Source organism: Vibrio sp. ES.051 (genome assembly GCF_002563795.1).
Classification (GTDB): domain Bacteria; phylum Pseudomonadota; class Gammaproteobacteria; order Enterobacterales; family Vibrionaceae; genus Vibrio.
In genome coordinates, this window is sequence record NZ_PDJL01000005.1 from 261,635 (window position 1) to 280,508 (window position 18,874).

Annotated in this window: 17 protein-coding genes; 10 read left to right on the plus strand and 7 right to left on the minus strand. The window is 38.7% G+C overall.

Going from position 1 to position 18,874, the window contains the following annotated elements; genetic code table 11:
- Positions 1 to 54: 54 nt before the first annotated feature.
- A complete protein-coding gene (locus ATG66_RS15290) occupies positions 55 to 717 on the minus strand; it encodes a DUF3047 domain-containing protein (protein ID WP_098416137.1) in 663 nt (220 codons plus the stop codon).
- A 520-nt stretch (positions 718 to 1,237) separates the two neighbouring features.
- Here ATG66_RS15290 and ATG66_RS15300 point away from each other — a divergent pair.
- Complete coding sequence (locus ATG66_RS15300) at positions 1,238 to 2,560, plus strand: tyrosine-type recombinase/integrase (protein ID WP_098416138.1); 1,323 nt, start codon at positions 1,238 to 1,240, stop codon at positions 2,558 to 2,560.
- A gap of 193 nt (positions 2,561 to 2,753) precedes the next feature.
- Here the strand turns inward: ATG66_RS15300 and ATG66_RS15305 are convergent, their stop codons facing one another.
- Both ATG66_RS15305 and ATG66_RS15310 read right to left on the minus strand, forming a co-directional pair.
- Entirely contained in the window at positions 2,754 to 4,082 is a 1,329-nt protein-coding gene (locus ATG66_RS15305) for a type II toxin-antitoxin system HipA family toxin (RefSeq protein WP_098416139.1), read from the minus strand.
- Positions 4,076 to 4,315: a helix-turn-helix domain-containing protein gene (locus ATG66_RS15310; RefSeq protein WP_098416140.1), complete on the minus strand. Its 240-nt coding sequence runs from the start codon at positions 4,313 to 4,315 to the stop codon at positions 4,076 to 4,078. The genes ATG66_RS15305 and ATG66_RS15310 overlap by 7 nt, the downstream gene beginning before the upstream one ends.
- Positions 4,316 to 4,847: 532 nt before the next feature.
- Between ATG66_RS15310 and ATG66_RS15315 the strand changes: the two genes are divergently transcribed.
- The 3 genes from ATG66_RS15315 to ATG66_RS15325 all read left to right on the plus strand — a co-directional run bounded on the left by ATG66_RS15315 (position 4,848) and on the right by ATG66_RS15325 (position 8,363).
- Positions 4,848 to 6,548, plus strand: coding sequence for an RNA-directed DNA polymerase (locus tag ATG66_RS15315; RefSeq protein WP_098416141.1), 1,701 nt, complete (start codon positions 4,848 to 4,850; stop codon positions 6,546 to 6,548).
- Complete coding sequence (locus tag ATG66_RS15320) at positions 6,545 to 7,180, plus strand: hypothetical protein (protein ID WP_098416142.1); 636 nt, start codon at positions 6,545 to 6,547, stop codon at positions 7,178 to 7,180. The genes ATG66_RS15315 and ATG66_RS15320 overlap by 4 nt, the downstream gene beginning before the upstream one ends.
- 397 nt (positions 7,181 to 7,577) lie before the next feature.
- On the plus strand, positions 7,578 to 8,363 hold the full coding sequence (locus ATG66_RS15325; RefSeq protein WP_098416143.1) for a hypothetical protein: 786 nt from the start codon (positions 7,578 to 7,580) through the stop codon (positions 8,361 to 8,363).
- 938 nt (positions 8,364 to 9,301) lie between these two features.
- Here ATG66_RS15325 and ATG66_RS15330 read toward each other — a convergent pair.
- Positions 9,302 to 10,489 (minus strand): helix-turn-helix domain-containing protein, encoded by a 1,188-nt coding sequence (locus ATG66_RS15330; RefSeq protein ID WP_098416144.1) that lies wholly within the window; start codon positions 10,487 to 10,489, stop codon positions 9,302 to 9,304.
- Positions 10,490 to 10,588: 99 nt separating this feature from the next.
- Here ATG66_RS15330 and ATG66_RS15335 point away from each other — a divergent pair, with 99 nt between their 5' ends.
- Entirely contained in the window at positions 10,589 to 10,780 is a 192-nt protein-coding gene (locus ATG66_RS15335) for a helix-turn-helix transcriptional regulator (protein ID WP_098416431.1), read from the plus strand.
- Positions 10,781 to 11,314: 534 nt separating this feature from the next.
- Here ATG66_RS15335 and ATG66_RS15345 read toward each other — a convergent pair.
- Complete coding sequence (locus ATG66_RS15345; protein ID WP_257145757.1) at positions 11,315 to 11,824, minus strand: DNA repair protein; 510 nt, start codon at positions 11,822 to 11,824, stop codon at positions 11,315 to 11,317.
- 149 nt (positions 11,825 to 11,973) lie between these two features.
- Between ATG66_RS15345 and ATG66_RS15350 the strand changes: the two genes are divergently transcribed.
- The 4 genes from ATG66_RS15350 to ATG66_RS15365 all read left to right on the plus strand — a co-directional run bounded on the left by ATG66_RS15350 (position 11,974) and on the right by ATG66_RS15365 (position 17,515).
- Positions 11,974 to 12,204 carry a helix-turn-helix domain-containing protein gene (locus ATG66_RS15350; RefSeq protein WP_074544459.1) on the plus strand — a complete coding sequence of 77 codons (231 nt, stop codon included), beginning with the start codon at positions 11,974 to 11,976 and terminating at the stop codon, positions 12,202 to 12,204.
- Between the two features lie 191 nt (positions 12,205 to 12,395).
- On the plus strand, positions 12,396 to 14,840 hold the full coding sequence (gene hsdR, locus ATG66_RS15355; protein WP_098416432.1) for an EcoAI/FtnUII family type I restriction enzme subunit R: 2,445 nt from the start codon (positions 12,396 to 12,398) through the stop codon (positions 14,838 to 14,840).
- A gap of 56 nt (positions 14,841 to 14,896) precedes the next feature.
- Complete coding sequence (locus tag ATG66_RS15360) at positions 14,897 to 16,183, plus strand: hypothetical protein (RefSeq protein ID WP_098416147.1); 1,287 nt, start codon at positions 14,897 to 14,899, stop codon at positions 16,181 to 16,183.
- Positions 16,184 to 16,186: 3 nt separating this feature from the next.
- The gene (locus ATG66_RS15365; protein WP_098416148.1) at positions 16,187 to 17,515 is read left to right on the plus strand and encodes an MATE family Na+-driven efflux transporter; all 1,329 of its coding nucleotides are present in this window, start codon (positions 16,187 to 16,189) and stop codon (positions 17,513 to 17,515) included.
- Between the two features lie 82 nt (positions 17,516 to 17,597).
- On the opposite strand, the gene ATG66_RS15370 is transcribed toward ATG66_RS15365, so the two are convergent.
- Positions 17,598 to 17,966, minus strand: a complete 369-nt coding sequence (locus ATG66_RS15370) for an elongation factor Ts (protein WP_098416149.1) — start codon at positions 17,964 to 17,966, stop codon at positions 17,598 to 17,600.
- A gap of 74 nt (positions 17,967 to 18,040) precedes the next feature.
- Between ATG66_RS15370 and ATG66_RS15375 the strand changes: the two genes are divergently transcribed.
- A complete protein-coding gene (locus tag ATG66_RS15375) occupies positions 18,041 to 18,190 on the plus strand; it encodes a hypothetical protein (RefSeq protein ID WP_098416150.1) in 150 nt (49 codons plus the stop codon).
- A 167-nt stretch (positions 18,191 to 18,357) separates the two neighbouring features.
- Here ATG66_RS15375 and ATG66_RS15385 read toward each other — a convergent pair whose 3' ends face one another.
- Entirely contained in the window at positions 18,358 to 18,756 is a 399-nt protein-coding gene (locus tag ATG66_RS15385; RefSeq protein WP_098416151.1) for a hypothetical protein, read from the minus strand.
- Between the last annotated feature and the right edge of the window lie 118 nt (positions 18,757 to 18,874).

The following is an 18,874-nucleotide window of genomic DNA, read 5'->3' on the forward strand; positions in this document are numbered from 1 at the left end:
CCACAATATCGCCAGAGATTAGTAATGGATCCATTGTCTCTTGTTATAACAACACTACTCGGAGCTAAAATAAATATCACCATAATAAGCCTCCGCCATCACACCACTATTATCGGTATCTGTCATGACAGCAATAATATCTATATAACGATAAGCTTCTACGTTCTCTTCTATACTTCCCATATCACCGAAGTAATCAATCAAGTCTTTATACACATCACGTTTTTCATAGTACCAAGTGTCTACATTTGACCGATGTCCACGAACTGAGATCATCTTAACGCTCGAACCAGCATAAGCATTATCCCAGACATTACCAACCTTTTGCGAACTCGACCAAACGTAATTAAGAGCTTTCGTGCTTAAGCCCATAAAACCCTTTTCAATGACGACATAAATTCTTGCAGCATAGTCATCCCCATTTTTACTATGCTCATTTAACATAGGGAGCATTTGGGACACTCGCCAACGCCAACTCATATACGGTGTATCCAGCAAGTCAATTCGCGTTTTTAAAGCAAGCCCCGAAGCACTGCCATGACTCAACGCCTTTAATGCTTTCTCACCCTCAAATGAAACTAACTCATATACGGTTTCACCTGAAAATAGCTGTTTATCCCATGCACCAATGCCTGTTGTATCGAATGAAGTCACATTGATATTTGCATTAGCAAAAAAACAAAGCATCGATAATGTGAGAAAGAGGAGCTTGCCCATGAGTTCAGCCTCCTGCCAAACTTAACTTGTTGTAATAGTGCTGCATTAAGCTAATGGCAACGCTGGCACCTAACTTAAACCATTGCACCGCACACGAAAGATTCAACCTGAACCGAGAGCGTCCAGCGTTGTGAATCACTCTTAAATATTCTCTATTTCGGTTTCATTGGGCGACATATTAAAAATATGTGGAATAACATTAGTCCATTTTTCATGGTTTCTACCAAAAAATAGCAGAAACGAAAAAGGGCGTAGCAAGTATTAACTTGCTACGCCCTGAAATAAATGGCACGCCCTGCAGGATTCGAACCTGCGACCACATCCTTAGAAGTGATATGGTTACATAATTACACTCAATTACCTAAAGTTACATTACCATTTAAAATCAACAACTTGATGATGAGCAATGAGATAACTGTATCACTTATAGTTACATTTAGCTACACTGGACTAAACAGTAACCCGACTACGTAGCCGACTACAAAATATAGCTAGTAGCGGTTCATCCAAGGTGACCCATATGTTAACTGTAAATCAAATCAAAGCGCTTCCTGCCAAAAAAACCGCTTACTACAAGCCAGACAATACAGGTGAGCGAGGCACAGGCCGCTTAACTGTCCAAGTCACTCCTGCTGGCTCTAAGATCTTCAAGTTCAAATACCATAAAGAGAAGAAAGAAGTTTTCATCGCTTTGGGTAAGTTCCCTGCTCTAACTTTATCTAAAGCACGTGATCTAGCTAACGAGTACAGTGAAATGCTCTCTAAAGGATTAGATCCAAAAAATGAGCTAGAAAGGCAGTCTGAAGAGAAGAAAACAGCAGAACGTGAAAAAGATCAATTAGGCACCTTTGAGCAACTTATTGAGTTCCATAAGCAGAACAAACAAGATAATGGAAATCGTAGTCACGAAGACGAATATCAGCTCATAGTGAAAAATGTGTTCCCTCATCTCGACATACATCGAAAGGCGAAAGATTTTGAAACTGAAGATTTTTTGGACATATTAGCAATCCCAATTGAAGAAGGATTTGTGGACAAAAGTAATAAAATTCGCTCCATTCTGCATGCGGCATTCAACTTCGCTTTAGGGTACGAAAATAACCCTAAATTCAGAAAAAGAGAAACCAAATTCGCTCTTGACCACAATCCGATATCGAAAATACCAAAACAACCTGAAAAAATTGGTTCACACTTCCTATCTTGGAATGAAGTAACCCAATTACTTTATGACATGGAACATAGATTTGATGATTTAAACCTTGCATACCCAACCAGACAAGTGCTAAGGCTTTGTTTTTACCTGGGAGGGCAAAGACCTCACGAAGTGGTAACGATCAAATGGTCGCACATAAATTTTGATCAAAAAACTGTTCTTGTCAGCGAAGCTTTCCAAAAAACAAAGAAAAATCACATGGTTCCTCTGACTAACTCTGCAATCAAAATACTAGAAGAAATCAGAGAACAAACGGCTACTATTGGTAGCCCATTTGTTTTCTTTAAGAAAACAAATTCAAATGAACATATGCCTACCAACACTATCGCTCAAGCACTGCTAACTTACAAAAAAGTTACAAAAATTAGGCCTTTTGTCGCTAGGGACTTTCGGAGAACAGTAAAAACATTGGGAGGGGAAATCAAGATTCCCAAAGAGTACCGTGATCGAATACAGGGGCATGCTATCAATGATGTATCTGGTAGGCACTATGATATGTATGAGTACATTGATGAAAAACGATTGGGACTTGAACTATGGGAAAAGGCGCTCAATTCACGCCTTGAAGATTATAAGCTAGTATTTTTTAAGAGAGAGCTTCCTTGGAAGAAGGAGAGCCTTACCTCTTAATACAACTAATTTTATCTACGAAACTGCCTAGAAAGACTCGATAGCTCAGTCACTGTACCAAGACTTTGCCCTTTTCGAGTTGCAGGTGCGGCTGACAACTAACAAAGCGAGCGGTAGCTTGACCACCCCCAAAAATATCAAGACAGTGATGCAATAACTTGCACGACTGTGAGGCTTTTCTTTAAATACTGATTTATTTTTTTGTCAATTGAATCTTCTTGACGGTCTTTAAGACACCGTTAAATATCTTATCTCTTACGCTTTCGTTGATATCAGGTGGTAGAGAGTTTCCGACAGAATCAATCACCGCTCTTGCCGTCGATTCAAACTCATCAAGCAATAAGCGAACCTTTTCTCGCCTTATGTTCGGGACGTTCATAGTGTGAAAGGTATCTTCGAAATGGCGCGGTTGAAGTTGGTGCCACTTCCATTTTCGCCCACTAGTGCCACGTAAGCTCATTGCCATCTTGATCTTACGCTCACTCAAACCACGACCACCCGTAAGCGGATGTGCCGAAATAATGTCATACAGTGGTGCAAGCTGATAGCGACCAGATGCGGCTATACTCACAGAGAAATTCTTTCCATGCCCGTCAATGGCAGCTAGTAGCCAAAACAATATCTGAGAACGCGCAAAAGTAACGGTATCATTGATTTCGTATGAGTACCGCAAAATATCAACAGCTTCTTCTATACCGATACCACCATCGCTTTCATATTTTCTAGCCGATGGAATCCCTTTTGCCTGGCAAAAGTCCTCATGAGGCAAGCGCAAGTAATAGCCACTATCAGAAGATAACTTTCTATCAAATCGCTCAACAGACAAGGCACGAACATTACCAGCTTGAATAATGCCACAGTTTGCCGTTTCAATACCGAACGCCTTTGCTAGTCTCATACAAATCAACTCATTATCGACACTTGCAGACAAATCAATAACATTGTTCTGAGAAACAATTTCACCTATTGGCAGCTTGATAATATGCGTAGTTGGAGTCATTCCCTGTGGCAGCATCCATCTTCCATTGTGGAATAGTAGGGCTGTCTTTTCCTGCGCACCCGCTATCGAGATCCTAAAATCATCTTCCTCTTTCAGCATACCCAGAGGTGCGTCCTCCATATATCCTTGTAGTATTCTAACTAATTCCTCTTCGGATAACGCCTTAGCGGTTATGGTTCGATGATCCTCTGCGTCAACGCCTTCTGGAACTAGCGTGATAGCACCTACAGAATCTCGACCAACCTTAGCTAGTAGATCGAATGGCTGTTTAGTGTCTGCTTTATAGCGAGCGGCTATTCTATCTCGTATTTGCTGATTATCTGGCAATAAGTTATCAAAGAAGTTAATAACCTCACTCCCAGTATACGCATCTTTCCTGAGAGGCATAGAAAGCGAGATAGGACGGCCATTTGGAGCTGAAATCCAGTCAGAATCGTAAGTGAAAACATGTGCGCCGTTTGGTCGCTTTTCAAGTACACCAACCTTTATGCCATTCATGTAAGCATGAAGTCGATTCACCATTCGTCAACAACTCCTTTAGTCTCAGTAATGTTTGTGCCTTTTGGTACAATATGCATTTCTAGCCCATTAACGGCTAGGAGCTTGAATAGTGTTTCTATTGTTGATTTTTCAGGATTGCTTTCAAAACTCGATACCGTTGCTTGTCGAATCCCTAGCTCTGTTTGCTTTAACCCGTTTTTTTTTCTCGCTTCGCGTAGTGCATTGCCAAGAGCTGTCGGCGTGTTAACTAGCATTTATGATATCCTTAGTTAGATATGGAGATAGTGTCTATTATATACTCCATAGAGTATATAATGCACATATACTCTATGGAGTATATGAAAATTATTTACTGAACAGAGTATATTTTATACTCTGTTCAGTAAATAAGCAGAAGTTAGTCAGAAATCTGTCCAGAGCACATATCATCCAAGAGTTTCAAGTAAAATAACTTAGTGAAATAGACCAGTCGTAAATAGGTCAACTACATTGTTTTCGATATCTGGTGTAATACTAAAACTCAAGAGCGCACTATGGTTCGCAACTCAGAAGAGAGCCTTCTTGGTTGCCTAAATCACCTTTGCCCCTTTTCCTCCTAGCATTTTTGATCAAAATATTCCGAATCATTCCGATTTGCCCCAATTTATCTAATACATTACTATGAGTGAAGTTTCATTTCGGTGGCCAGATAGTGGATTCGCTTGATAGGAGCTGCCAACCAGCTTGCAATAAACGGAAGTAATGATAATTTGAGCTAAGTATTCTTTATATTGTATTAGGACAAGTATGGAACAAGTTAAAACTCAAGGCCTCTTCTCTGAAGATGACATTGAACTGGCATGGGAGCGAGTTTGTGCGAGCGTAGGCAGTGATGTAAAAGACTACTTTGGTATAAATGTTTTTAATAGTAACATTTCATTTTATCTTAAAGAAATATTTAAAGAACTAGATGAGAATAATTACATTCCAATTAAGCCATTCAAATATTTCGAACCTAAAAAATGTGGAACTCAAAGAACAAAAACTGTTCTAAATATTAAAGATGCAATCATTTATCAGGCAATAGCAGATAAAATAGGTTACCTTCTATATAACAAACTTTCTCAGAGAAATGAATTTGTTTATGGTAGTGTATTAAATGAAAATGTAAGTAAAGGTGTTAGCATACTTGAAGATGATGAACCTGACTTTTACTTTTTCGAATACTATGTAAGTTTATATAATAGATTTATTGAAGGTATTGGCTCTACAATTGAGTCAGGAAAAGTTCAGTATAAACTGGAAACGGACATTACTGGTTTCTTCGATTGTATACCACATTCAGTACTTCTGATTAGGTTATTTGAGTATGGTATCGATAAAAGAGTAATTGATTTACTTGCTATATGTTTGAATACCTGGTCAGGAACAAGAGATAGTATTACTTTAAATGTAGGAATACCCCAAGGACCTTCAGCTTCATTTTTATTGGCAAATATATTACTAGATGAGTTAGATGATAAAATAATATCTAAAGACTTTAGTTATTTCAGGTTTATGGATGATATCAGAATTTACTCTTCAAGCAGAGAAAAATTATTAGATATATTAGTTGATATTGATCGGTATTTAAAAGGTCACTCTCTAAGTTTGAATGCTAGCAAGACAAGAATTAAAGTTGTTGATTCTAAAAATAATGATGAGGACTTAGTCCTAGACGGCTCTGGTATTCCATTTGATGATGATATGTTAGATTGGGAACATCAATATATAGAAGATAAACAGGAATTAAATATTGATAAAGCTGCTGAAGAGGATCTTATCTTACAAGACGAAACCCAACTTAAAAATAGAACAAATTCAAGTTTTTCGTCTACTCATTGCTCACAATTATCATCATTAATTGTTACATTAATAGAGTCTGATTTAATGGAGTTAGTTCATCTTAATAAAGACCTTGATGAAGGGGCTTCTATACCTACGGATGTGATTAGAAAATTTCTAACTCTATCACAAAGATGGAGAAGTCTGGTATCTGCACTTAAAGCTGAAGGGAAATATACTCCGAATAACGATCTTATAGAAGTATGGCTATTTGGTATTGAAAATATATTCTGGAAAACTAACTCTATGGTTTGGAACCTAAACCTTTATGACTCACTAGAAAACTACTCTAGTGAATATGAACGCATTTTAGGAAGTTTCGAACGATTTGAGTGGGTGAAGTATCAGCTTTTGAGTGTATTTTACAAGGTTTACCCCAATAATTATGAAAAGCACTCTGAAGCTATTAATCAATTGAAACACGAACCAAGCCCGTTAGTTCGTTTAGGTTATTATAGTGTTCTAGTAGAATCAATAAGAGAAAATTCAGACCTTTTTTCTAGTTATAGCAGCGTGTTAAAAAATGAGAGTAATGAATATGTAAAGCAAGCTATATTGAGTTCAGTTCATTATAAAAATACTCAAGTTTCAATAGAAAGTCTGAAGGAGTGGTTTTTAAAATGAGCTATTTGGATACACTAATTGAAATGAAGGATAAAGTTGAAGCTAGTTCTGATCTACAGGCTAACCATAAAATAATTCTTATACAATTAATTGAAAATGAACGTGCTGTGAAAAATGCTGAGGAAGATCCCTTTGACTATTTTTATAAAAATATAAGTTCTAGAGAAGATATCTTTGATTTTCAGTCAAAGCTCGGAGAATCATATGGTTTAGCACAAGGTCATGCAGATTGTTGCATCAAGATATTTAGCGATTTTTCTAAGTTAGAGCCAAATATTAAACTACAAAACTGGCTTTCAAGTGCCATTAGAACGGTTGATTGTATTGTAATACATTATCTTCAAGAGGTTCTTAATGAAGAACCAATAGCACAAGATGGGAAAGGAAAGGAAAGATCAAGGTATATACAGATTAACCGTCAAGGAGTTAAAGCTCATAAAGCAGGAAGTATCATGGACCATCTTTATGGTGAGAGAAATAAAATGGAACACCAAGTTAAAAAAGACCCAGTTAATCCTAACAAGCAAATAATTGTCCCTCCAAAATATAATAAAATTTTAAAAAATATTAATAAAAAATTTCCTGATGCTTTAATCAGTTTTGATAATGCCTATAAGGATCATTATCACTAGATATTTTATGAATATGGGCAATGAAATCACCCTTAGTTTCAGACGCTTTTTTATATATAAAAGTAGGTGATTAGTACTGGGGGGGGCTATATTTTCTTCATCTGAGAAGAGTACATATAGCCCCCATTTGTAACTCAAAAGTGTCCAGTTTCGTGCTGGCGAGAGGTGTAATGCAGAAATCAGAACTTTTACTCATTTATATCTTATTAATCTGAATTTGACCTATTCACATTTATCCGATTGAGATGAAAACTTAGCGTTCCCGTTGTTAGGCGACATTTGCAGCGCAGCATCCCGTTTAATGAACTAACCTATTGATTATCATTTGAATAAATGTAGCTAAGATCGCATTATGTAATAGAAAAAACGACAATTTGTCGGCTAATAGGTGAGGTTTGTGGAAGATAAAAGTTTAAAAAAATTTCCAATAACAGCAGCAATCTTTGTATTTTCTTGTTTATTTGTTGTTGCTCAATATTTTGTTTTTCCTAAATCAGAGAAAATGGAAGAAGATAAATCTTCTACATACAATTATCAACTTGATATGTGGTCATATGAGTTGAACGTTCGCAATAGGGAAATACTGAATAAAGTTAGTTCTGGAGAAATATCAATATGTGCAGATTCGGTTCCTGAAGATGCAGCGGAGTTTACGAAATATCGTAATTATTTCTATGAAATGAGAGATTTTTCACTTATTTCAAAGTCTCAATTTCACGTTTCAGCATACATTTTAAAAGACCTTGAAAGTATGGTGGAGTATGTTGACTCAAACTTTGTAAACAAGGCTATGTCATTGTTGTACATCTCTGCTGAAAAGAGGGACGAGTATAAAAAACATTTGAAAAGCTATGGTTCAGTAATAGCCGATAGTCGAAAACAATTAAATAAAGTTAATGCTATCACGAGTGAAATGGATAAAATGTATTTTTATCCACTTCCTAAGTTTAAAGAAACGTACTTTGATATTTGTAACTCTCATACACCATTTTTGAACGATAAATCTTTTGAATCCATTGAGAAACTCACCAATACTTCGTATGAAATGCTCGAAATGTATGAAGATATCCATGAGGGATATAGTGAGCTTTTAATACTACAAAACTATGTTAGGCTAGCTTGTCTACTCTTTTTATTTATTTTAGCTCAATGGTTTATTCTAAGGAAAGATACTGAATATTAAAATAACAAACGACTATGGTTTCATGATATTTTTTCTAATCCAAATCTAGCACGTTAAAATCCATACTCTAACGTGCCTTAGTCCAATCACGAGTTGGATCTAGGCTAGGATTAACAGACTAACGAAGTAGAGAAACGTTCACTCTTAATAGAAAAGCTACAGAGCTAAGCTCTGTAGCCTAGCTAACTCTGCGCCAATAGATGGATGGGTAACTCTGAACAGAGTGGGGAAATAGGCACTACAGGGCTTCTAGTGAGATCAATACCAAATTAAATCGTTATCGGTATTATCAAGAACACTGTTCTCGTAAATTCATAACTACATTAATTTTTTTGTTTTTTGTTTTTTGTTTTTTGTTTTTTTAAATATGAAAAGATAAGTTATGTTTGAACACTGTTCTGAAAATTTTAGTCCTGAGTTTAACCTTTATATCCCCCAAAACAATACAAATCGATCGGCAGGATCAAGGCTTTCTGGAAGCATAAAACCGCTACAGTGACCCAGAAAAAAGCATTGAATCACAAAGCAAATTTTTTCGATGCACGAAAGCTTGTGCTACGTGCGAAGAAATAAAAAATGTCACACGAAGCACTAAAACTGTCTTTTGCGACACAGCAATTGCGCCCTGAGACAACGAAAAAAAATCAACAAGAGCAAGTTTTGCTCATTTGTTTTTAATTTTTCAGTCTTGCTCCTTATATTAAAGCTATAACCGTTATAATAGTTATAACAGTCATAATAGTTATAACATATTTTTTTGAGGGAATGTAGATTTAATTAGGTCCTTGCATGACAATAGAATGTGAAAGTAGATTTTATATAAATAAATCATACCGAAAGAGTACTAAACCCCTACTATTAACTCATAACATATTGTCACGAACAAGCATGCTATTTTAATAGCATGCATTAACAAAATAACACCAATTAAATCTCAACTATCCACATATTTTATTTTTTAATTTATAAACAGCCGTGCGAGATATACCCAGGGCTTTCGCAATCTCATTCATTGTTATGTTGGGGTTTACTTTTCTTTCTTCAAGTAACGCATTTAGACGATCACGTTTCTCAATATCCATATTTGTTCCTTTGATAACTCCCGTTTCAATTGGATATGAACAAACAACCATAAAAGCTTCGTATCTGCTAATACAATTCAATAACGTCATCGACTTTTGCATATTACTAGATGTTTCTAACCAAATGTCGGCATCTTTCAATCTCCATAAATTGCCTTCAATTTCTCCACCTAAAGATCTAGCAATTTCGACAATCCAATCTTCGTAACTAGCCCTATTAATTTCGAGATCTTTAATCATCTCATAGGCTTTGGGGTAATAACTTTTGCTAAACTCTAAAATCACTTTTGCGTAACATGTCCAATCAGGTTCAGTTTTATCCACTTGATTTAACCGACTAATTGCTATCCGAGGTTGCACTGAAAATAAAGCTAACCATCGGTATAGTAGCTCTGCTGTAAGTGTCAGTTCCCCTCTCTTATAGTCATTCAGATTACATTTCTCTGATTTGTCGTTGGAGTATCGATAAACAGCAGAGACCAACCTTCGTGTAGCTTTCTTATATGCTAAGGCATTTCGAGAAGAATGGTGTTCTCGACAGTAGTAAGAGGATTGGTTTACACGTTTGTAGCACAAAGCACAAAACGGCAAAGCCAAAGCTGAATATGTTTTTGAAACCTTGTCTGACGACGGCCTTTGAGGTGTCAATCCCTTCGCTTTAACGAGCATTTGCTCAATCACATCAATGTATTCGATAACTTCATCATTTTGATCTTGAAGTAATCCTTTTGGTGAGAGATTCGATGTTGGGGTTCTGAAGTTAATAAGTTTATCGATTGATGCAGACAACCCTCCGACAAATCGAACGAACTCTTTAATGGTAGTCGGCTTTCGATCTGCAAAAGTCTTAAGAAAACGAAGGTTTAACATTAACACTTCAGACACTTCTAACTCTAAATCAACATCAAATGCTTCAATAACAGATATACCTTTGGGACTCTTCTTTTGAGTAAGCTTTTTGTTTTCACTTCTAGATCGTGCTTCAAGTTTTTTTAGGTTTTCCTCTAATTGTTTTTCAAGTACTACCGCAGCCACTTTATCCATTGGTGTAAACCCTATTGTGTCTTTTCTTTAATCTACAACACTTGCGTTTGTTTTCATACGATTACATCAAACAGAAACATAAAAATGAGAATAATAAAAATGATAGATAGAAATTTCATAAGAATTAATGACTTGGCGACTTACTTAAACATAAGCAAGGTTACAGTCTGGCGATGGCGGAAAGAAGGACGTCTCCCTGCAGCTTGTGCAATCAGTCCGAGAGTTGTGGGCTGGAAACGAGAGACGATTGAATTATGGCTCGAAGAACAAACAACAGAGCTACCGTACTAACAGGCGTAAGTAACTCTAGATCACGATGAACCATTCCCATTATTGGGAATGGATATGATATCTTGGTCGATTGAGATCCTAGGAATTCACGATGCCATACTGCAATAAATCTATAGTCATTACTCCACAGATGAACACAAGCGAAATATTGAATGTTTTATCTAGGACGAAGTTTAATGCACAGAATGCTGTTCAGTGCGATCAAAAAGGTCAATTTTATGTAGACAATGGAATGAACAATGTTCGCGCTATCATTAACAGCGAGAAGACTCATATTTCGTTTTTCTGTCGCTATTCCCACTACGTCGACATCATCGACTCAATTCTCGAAGAGTTTGCAGCCGAACATAGCTTAGTTATTGAAAGTTGGGGAAATTACCCCAAAAACTAAAGCAAGATCCCATAGCATCTCACAAATCACTATCAAACCGCTGGCTCATTCCCACGCATGGGAATGACGACAAATTCCGAACCTGGTTCTAGTTCCTAAAGTACGGACCGCAAGTCGAGAACCACCCTTATGTGTATGTACGCTTAGCGTTTCTCTTGATTAATAATCTTCCCCATAATTTCTTTCTTATATTCAGTAAGTAATACTTCACGCTCTAACTTTTCTATTTCGTTGTTCAAATGTCCACTGTGACCAGGGAATAGCTCCAACAGTTCTTTATGAGCAGTTATTTGATTACGAAGTTCAACAAGCTGAGCATTCAACTGCTCTTGATATTGTCGCTCTTCACTAACAGGCTCTGGCTCTGAATAACCTTGGTCGACTCTATGCTTTTCTTGTGTGACTTTTGTGCCTCCAATTGCAACAAATTGAGCGTTATTTATTCGAGGAGGGCTTAATCGCACAACCTTTCCTTCTTGTTCGAGTATTTTCAAAATTCGATAAGACTGATTATTAAATCTCTCAATTTGTTCATCAGTACAGTAATACTCATCAAGCATCGGTTTAAGCAGTGCTTGGTAGCTATACAGGTCAAAATATTCGTCAGTCTCAAAAGACTTAAGGCTTTTGAGGCCGATTTTGTATAACTGCATTGTCCCAACTCTCATACATAAACACCTGCTGTCACTTAAATATTGGTATAATATATTATACCAATATTATTTGGTCAATCAGTTGTTAGATAGCGTATAAATATGGAGTTATGTACACTTGATAAAGTAGTAATGAAAAAGAATAAGAAATGAACAATCTGGCAAAAGAAATATCAAAAAACATTGCAGCTCAGAGACAGAGATGTGGTTTATCAAGCACTGAAGCAAGCTTAAAAGCGGGATTTAGCAGAAGCTACCTAAGTAAAGTTGAGAAAGATGGTGTCAGAATCACAATTGAAAAGCTTTATCAGCTAGCTCGAATTCTCGATTGTGAGGTAACTGATCTTTTACCAGTAGACCGTCCAGACTTGTTAGAATAGATGAGGCTTAAGCCCTTAAGCTTTTTCACGAAAAACTACACTGCTCTCGCAGTGTAGATTTCTACCTGTGTAGTTTCTTTGCCTATTTTAGAAAAACACCATCCACTTCACTGATAAGTCAGTATCTTTTCTGCTTTTATGCATCCTTTGGTATAGTCATGAAATGCATTTGTACTGGGCTGGCTAATCGCATGGAATCGACAATAAATAAATCAAAGCTATCTGAAACCGACATCATCACGAAATTCATTCTTCCTGCTATCAAAGATGCGGGATGGGATGATATGTCTCAAATCCGTCAAGAGGTTAAATTGCGTGACGGTAAGGTCATTGTTCGTGGTCAGGCAGCAGCGAGGAAAAAGGTCAAATCTGCGGACATCGTCCTTTACCATAAACCGAGCATGCCTCTAGCAGTTGTCGAAGCAAAAGCGAATAAGCATGAAGTCGGCAAAGGTATGCAACAAGGACTAGACTACGCCAACTTACTTGAAGTCCCTTTTGTCTTTGCCTCAAATGGCGACGGTTTTATCTTCCACGACAAAACCAACCCTGCTCAGCTCGAAACTGAAATTCGACTTGAAGACTTCCCAACACCTCAGCAACTATGGGACAAATACTGCGTTTGGAAAGGCTACAAAACCGAGCACCTTCCAGTCATTACTCAAGATTACCATGATGATGGTAGCGGTAAGTCTCCGCGCTACTATCAGCTACAGGCGATAAACAAAACCGTCGAAGCGGTAGCAGCAGGACAAAACCGTGTACTGTTGGTTATGGCAACGGGTACGGGCAAAACTTACACTGCATTCCAGATTATTTGGCGACTATGGAAGTCCCGAGCCAAAAAACGCATCCTGTTTTTGGCGGACAGAAACATTCTGGTCGATCAAACTAAAACCAACGACTTCCAGCCGTTTGGCACCGCTATGACCAAAGTCACTGGTCGAACAGTCGATCCAGCTTACGAAATCCACCTAGCTCTATATCAAGCTCTGACTGGCCCAGAAGAGCACCAAAAAGCATACAAACAGGTCGATCCTGATTTCTTTGATCTTATTGTCGTTGACGAGTGCCATCGTGGCAGTGCCGCTGAAGACAGTGCATGGCGCGAGGTTCTTGAGTATTTCGGTTCTGCGACTCAAATAGGGCTAACCGCGACACCGAAAGAAACCGATATCGTGTCTAACACCGAGTACTTTGGCGACGCCATTTATACCTACTCTCTAAAGCAAGGTATTGAAGACGGTTTCTTAGCTCCTTACAAAGTTGTGCGTGTGGATATCGATGTAGATTTACTAGGTTGGCGGCCGACCAAAGGGCAAGTCGATAAGCATGGTGAAGTCATCGAAGACAGGATCTATAACCAGAAAGACTTCGACAGAACCATGGTCATTGATGAGCGAACAGAGCTTGTTGCACAGACCATCACTAGTTACCTCAAGCGTACCGATCCTATGGCTAAGACCATTGTGTTCTGTAATGACATTGACCATGCAGAGCGTATGCGTCGAGCGCTGATCAACTGCAATCCTGAGCAAGTTGCTAAGAATGAAAAATACGTAATGAAAATTACAGGTGATGATGAAATCGGCAAAGCTCAGCTTGATAACTTCATCAACCCCAAAAAGGCTTACCCTGTTATCGCGACCACTTCAGAACTTATGACAACAGGTGTCGATGCAAAAACGTGTAAACTGGTTGTTCTTGACCAGGGCATTCAGTCGATGACTAAGTTTAAGCAGATTATCGGTCGCGGTACTCGTATCGATGATCGTTACGGAAAGCTATGGTTTACCATTCTCGACTTTAAAAAGGCGACTGAACTGTTCGCTGATGAGCGCTTTGATGGTGTCCCTGAGCGAGTTAAAGAGACAAAACCAGAAGACTTCGAGACCGTTGAAGGACTCGATGAGATTATCGATGGTGAGGATGAGCTTGAACAAGATGATCCATTTGATGGGGAAGATATAGACCCTGAAAACATCCATGAACCAGAGGCTTCATACGACTCAGGTTCATCTCCTTCTGACGGTAGCAATTCCGATGATGATTGGCAGGATGAAAACCGAGTTAGAAAGTTCCATGTCAACGGTGTAACGGTGAAAGCCATTGCCGAACGTGTTCAATACTACGATTCCGACGGTAAACTCGTAACCGAGTCGTTCAAAGACTATACCCGCAAGACGATGGCAAAACAGTTCACCTCAATGGATGACTTTGTTAAGCGCTGGCAAGATGCCGATAAAAAGCAAGCAATCATTGATGAACTGGCAGAGGAAGGCATCATCTGGGAAGCATTAGAGCTGGAAGTCGGCAAAGATCTCGACCCATTCGACATGATTTGTCATGTCGTGTATGACCAACCAGCACTCACCAGAAAAGAACGTGCTGACAACGTCAAAAAGCGCAACTACTTCACTAAGTACGGTGAAACGGCTCAGCAGGTGTTGAACAACTTACTAGACAAGTACGCAGACGAAGGCGTTCAAGAGATTGAGAATATTCATGTACTCAAAGTTAAGCCTTTTGACGAGATGGGACGCCCTGCTGAAATCGTCAAAAAGTGCTTTGGCGGAAAAGAGCAATACTTAGAAGCGATTTCTGAACTGGAAGCTGAGATTTATCAATCTGCCTAATCACCATCTAAACCAAGCTAGAGCTTCTTTAGCTTGGTTAATGACCTCAAGTCATCATGCATATCTATATTTTTGGTAACCTAAATTCAGGCAAAACAACCTTAAGCAAACAAATACAAGGACGTTTGCCTGATTTCATTTATTTATCATTAGATGAGTATCGAATTCGCTTTGGCGATGGAACCGAGCAAGGTGAGCAACTTGCTTGTGAGCATTTCCTTGCTGCGGTTAAACAACAGGAAAACGCGATTGTTGAATTTACAGGATACGGTCAAACGGCTAGCCTTCTTACCAATCAATTAGATAGGAAAACAGGCATATTAATCTGTTGCACTAGAGATATTGTGCAGAGCATCAATGCAATTGATGACGAGAAATACTCAGAAATCCCTTACCCATCATCCTACAAAAAACTGCAAGCTGTTGATGAAACTATTAGATTTTTGAAAGATAAAACCATACCGACAGAGCTAGAAGCTCACTGGCAAAGACAAATTTGGCAGTCTTACTGTTTTGACTTCTCCGATAACTTTGATGCCTTCTGGGCGGCCTTCCCATTATCTCAACACACTTGGGTCAGTAAGCTAAATAAAGTATTGAGCACAGATACAAGCGTACCTACAGCTCTACTTTACGGAAGCTTGGGGGCTAATCAGTTAACAAAGCGCTCCGATATCGATTTATTTATTCAGTCATCGATTTCGGTTCAGAGTTGGCATGAAAGACTCCTCAGATTGTTCGGTGAACAATTGGCTCATACCGATATTTTGGGGTCGAAAATCACTCTTAGGACACAAGACCGTTTGCTTATAGAAATCGTTATAGGCCAATCGCTGTCTGACATTTCTCTTTATTATCGTGAGTCACAAATCTACAACGTTCACTTCACTATTTTAAAGGGTGAACTTGGTCTTGCAGAACAATTAGACGCCGTTACCAAAACACATACAAGCGAGCGAAAGCAAGCCAAAGAGTTGGCCGTTCAGGTTTACTTTTTATTTTGCTCCTTACCGAACCTTATCGCTAACAACGACAGTTACAAGTACCACTTTCACTGCTCTATCATCCAGCACTATTCTGTTCAGCTAGAACATTTATTGCTAAGTGAGTTTAAACACAACTACCTTCCCAAACACGCTGCTACAACATTGATTGACTTCCCATGGCAAGTATTTAAAGGCTCAGCAACTCATATCAGTACAGTGCAATATACTGAACTTTATCAGTACCTCATCACACTGTTCGAACGGCTTAGAAAGAAACAACTGATTAAAAGTAATGGCTATTTCTCTGTGGAGAGTCGCTTTCTCCACGAGATCCCTAGTGAAGATAACAAGGCTTAAAAATTGAAACATCATCAAATAAAAACAATCAACTACCAACTGTGGCTAGTGCTGATTCTGACAAGCTTAATACCATTAATCTACTCAACTACACGAATCCATTTCTTGGGCAGCATCCCTAGCCCATGGACTTTTAGCATTGCAGCACAAGTTGCATGGCTAAATGTAGGATATGAAGTCCTCAGCGAAGCATTACTTATCCCTCTAGCATTTATTCTAGGCAGAGTTATTCATAGTAATGAAGCTTTTCGCGAACGAGCCAGTCTATCTCTTTTGGTTACCTTAATTTGCTACTTTGTGGTGACCTTAATGGTATTGTGGCTAGCCCCGAATTTTGTAGATGCTATGCAGCAACAGGCTGAATTATTGACCCAAACGATCCAATACATTCGATTGGAATCTGCCGCTATTTTGCTCTCTAGCTTCTATGCTTTTTTGTCTTTGGTTCTAGTCCTACGAAATGAACGAAAGGCGCTGTATGGTCTCCTAATAGTACAAATGCTCATGACTGTCCTTTGTGACAGCGTCTTCGTCAGTCAACTACCTTACTCCCTTCAGTTTGGAGTGAATGGTATTGCTCTGAGTAATATCGTAGTCAATAGTCTTCTCGCACAATTTGCCCTGATTTATTTATCGAAATCAGGGATCACTCTGAGCTTCAAGTTTTCTAAAGGAGATCAATCGCAATGGCTCAAAGAATGGGCAAAGATTGGATGGAAGTCAGGGCTTGAGTCACTCGTGCGAAATACTGCCTTTATTGTCATGATTCTTCAGCTTATTAACCAAGTACAACAAGCGGGAACATTCTGGGTTGCTAATCAATTTATTTGGGGCTGGCTACTACTTCCCGTTTTGACATTAGGGCAACTGGTTAAGCAAGATGCTGCGACAAACAATGGATTAACATCTGAGCGAGTCAATGGCTACCTTTGGATAACGTTAGGAATTATTGCTGTTTGGATACTCACCGCACCGCTTTGGAACAGCTTTATAGCCAATGTAATGGGGATAGAGAACCCAGAATCAATCACCAGTCTAGTTTGGCTAATGGTTGGGTTCTATGTGATTTTCAGTTTAAACAATGTCATCGACAGTTACTTTTATGGTATTGGACGCACGGATTTAATGCTGTATCAATCACTTATCGTAAACACCTTGTTTTACGGTTGTGCTTTTGTGCTTTATCAAATCGGAATCTTTGTACCTACGCTTGAACGAATCGCCATAATGTTCGGCTTGGGCATTACTGCTGATGCGCTAATCACTTGGGTGTTGTACCTAGCTCTACGTAGCAAAGCGGATGATATACAAGCTGCTGAAATCCAATCGTGACAACAGTTTGTCTAACTTTCGACTTCACTGGGCCAACCAACAAACTCAAGAAATTAGAACAGAACGGCTATTTAGCCGTTTTTTAACCTACCTGCTCCCTATCATCCAACCAACTGGATATCTCTGCTAACTCTGTAAGTGAATCGTCACTCAAGCAGCTATGGTTAACGTATTTTGGAACCACGACATCCAACCCCAATGCAACAAAGTCTGGGTGCTCTGAAATGACTTTTACATACTGCTCAAGCCGACTCTCTGGAGTAGAGTCCCTTTGCAAATGCTTCTTAAGAGCTTCTCTGAACTTACGAATTTCGTCAGGGGAAGCATCTTCTATGTCTTCATATTCAGAACACTGAAGTTCTTCGTAAAGAACATCGGCCAGTTGCTTATGGCTCCAGCCTAACGCATCCAACATAGTTCGAATTTGCTTTTGTTTTTGGGTTGTCCCCATTTGTCCCTACCCTACTAGTTACTATGCAATGGTCTCAGCGGAGACAATCATTCATAAACGAAAAGGAAAATACTATGTCTAAAAACAAAACACCAATGACCACTGAAGCCGCTGCTCGTATTCAATCACATGAAGCGAAGAATAATGGCGGAAAAGTCGAAAAAGGCTCCTTTACAGGCCGCGCTCAACGCGCTGCTGACCACAACCAAAAACAAGGTAAATAGGAGTGATCATCATGGCAAAACCAAGTTCTGCACCAAAGACTGCGCCGAAAGGTAATCCAAACTACCCAAGCACAACTGGCAAGCCTTCAGGCAAAGGTCGTGGCAACACACCTAAACGCTAAACACATTAGATATAAATGAGGCAGTCTAGCTGCCTCATTTTTCTATTATGAACAACTTCTTGCATTCAGCTTGAAGTTACTTAAAAACAAGTTTTGATCAGATTTGTAATCGGAATACGGCACGGACTTTTCTGTTTGTGAAAGGGCGCATAAACACGTTTCTCGCTTACTCTCATACCAACTCACCGACACCATATTTTTTGACGAGTTTATGCAGGTATCAACGATGGCATACTCTACTTCTAATGGGTAACGCTCTTCATCAAAAACACCATTCACCTTATAACCACCAACCACGCCCACGACCAATGCCGTACTGGCAGACACCAGTTTCCGTTTACTAAATTTAAAGCCTTTGAAGCTTTTTTCACACTTCTCACACGAGATATTCTCTGCATATTCAATAACATTGTCAGTGTGACAATGGGGACACTCAACCTTCATTTTCTAGACAACCTAGTTATATTTTTTATTATTTCATTTATATCACTGATTCATTATTAAACCACAATTACAAACATAGTTTCATAGCGATAAGTTCATTTTCTTCGACCCATTTCTG

What these genes read in the sequence shown, in the direction of transcription:
- ATG66_RS15375 (WP_098416150.1), top strand. Translation starts at nt 18,041, where the DNA reads ATGTCTAAAAACAAAACACCAATGACCACTGAAGCCGCTGCTCGTATT.
- ATG66_RS15360 (WP_098416147.1), top strand. Translation starts at nt 14,897, where the DNA reads ATGCATATCTATATTTTTGGTAACCTAAATTCAGGCAAAACAACCTTA.
- ATG66_RS15315 (WP_098416141.1), top strand. Translation starts at nt 4,848, where the DNA reads ATGGAACAAGTTAAAACTCAAGGCCTCTTCTCTGAAGATGACATTGAA.
- ATG66_RS15350 (WP_074544459.1), top strand. Translation starts at nt 11,974, where the DNA reads ATGAACAATCTGGCAAAAGAAATATCAAAAAACATTGCAGCTCAGAGA.
- ATG66_RS15290 (WP_098416137.1), bottom strand. Translation starts at nt 717, where the DNA reads ATGGGCAAGCTCCTCTTTCTCACATTATCGATGCTTTGTTTTTTTGCT.
- ATG66_RS15305 (WP_098416139.1), bottom strand. Translation starts at nt 4,082, where the DNA reads ATGGTGAATCGACTTCATGCTTACATGAATGGCATAAAGGTTGGTGTA.
- ATG66_RS15370 (WP_098416149.1), bottom strand. Translation starts at nt 17,966, where the DNA reads ATGGGGACAACCCAAAAACAAAAGCAAATTCGAACTATGTTGGATGCG.
- ATG66_RS15330 (WP_098416144.1), bottom strand. Translation starts at nt 10,489, where the DNA reads ATGGATAAAGTGGCTGCGGTAGTACTTGAAAAACAATTAGAGGAAAAC.
- ATG66_RS15320 (WP_098416142.1), top strand. Translation starts at nt 6,545, where the DNA reads ATGAGCTATTTGGATACACTAATTGAAATGAAGGATAAAGTTGAAGCT.
- ATG66_RS15345 (WP_257145757.1), bottom strand. Translation starts at nt 11,824, where the DNA reads ATGCAGTTATACAAAATCGGCCTCAAAAGCCTTAAGTCTTTTGAGACT.
- hsdR (WP_098416432.1), top strand. Translation starts at nt 12,396, where the DNA reads ATGGAATCGACAATAAATAAATCAAAGCTATCTGAAACCGACATCATC.
- ATG66_RS15300 (WP_098416138.1), top strand. Translation starts at nt 1,238, where the DNA reads ATGTTAACTGTAAATCAAATCAAAGCGCTTCCTGCCAAAAAAACCGCT.
- ATG66_RS15310 (WP_098416140.1), bottom strand. Translation starts at nt 4,315, where the DNA reads ATGCTAGTTAACACGCCGACAGCTCTTGGCAATGCACTACGCGAAGCG.
- ATG66_RS15385 (WP_098416151.1), bottom strand. Translation starts at nt 18,756, where the DNA reads ATGAAGGTTGAGTGTCCCCATTGTCACACTGACAATGTTATTGAATAT.
- ATG66_RS15335 (WP_098416431.1), top strand. Translation starts at nt 10,589, where the DNA reads ATGATAGATAGAAATTTCATAAGAATTAATGACTTGGCGACTTACTTA.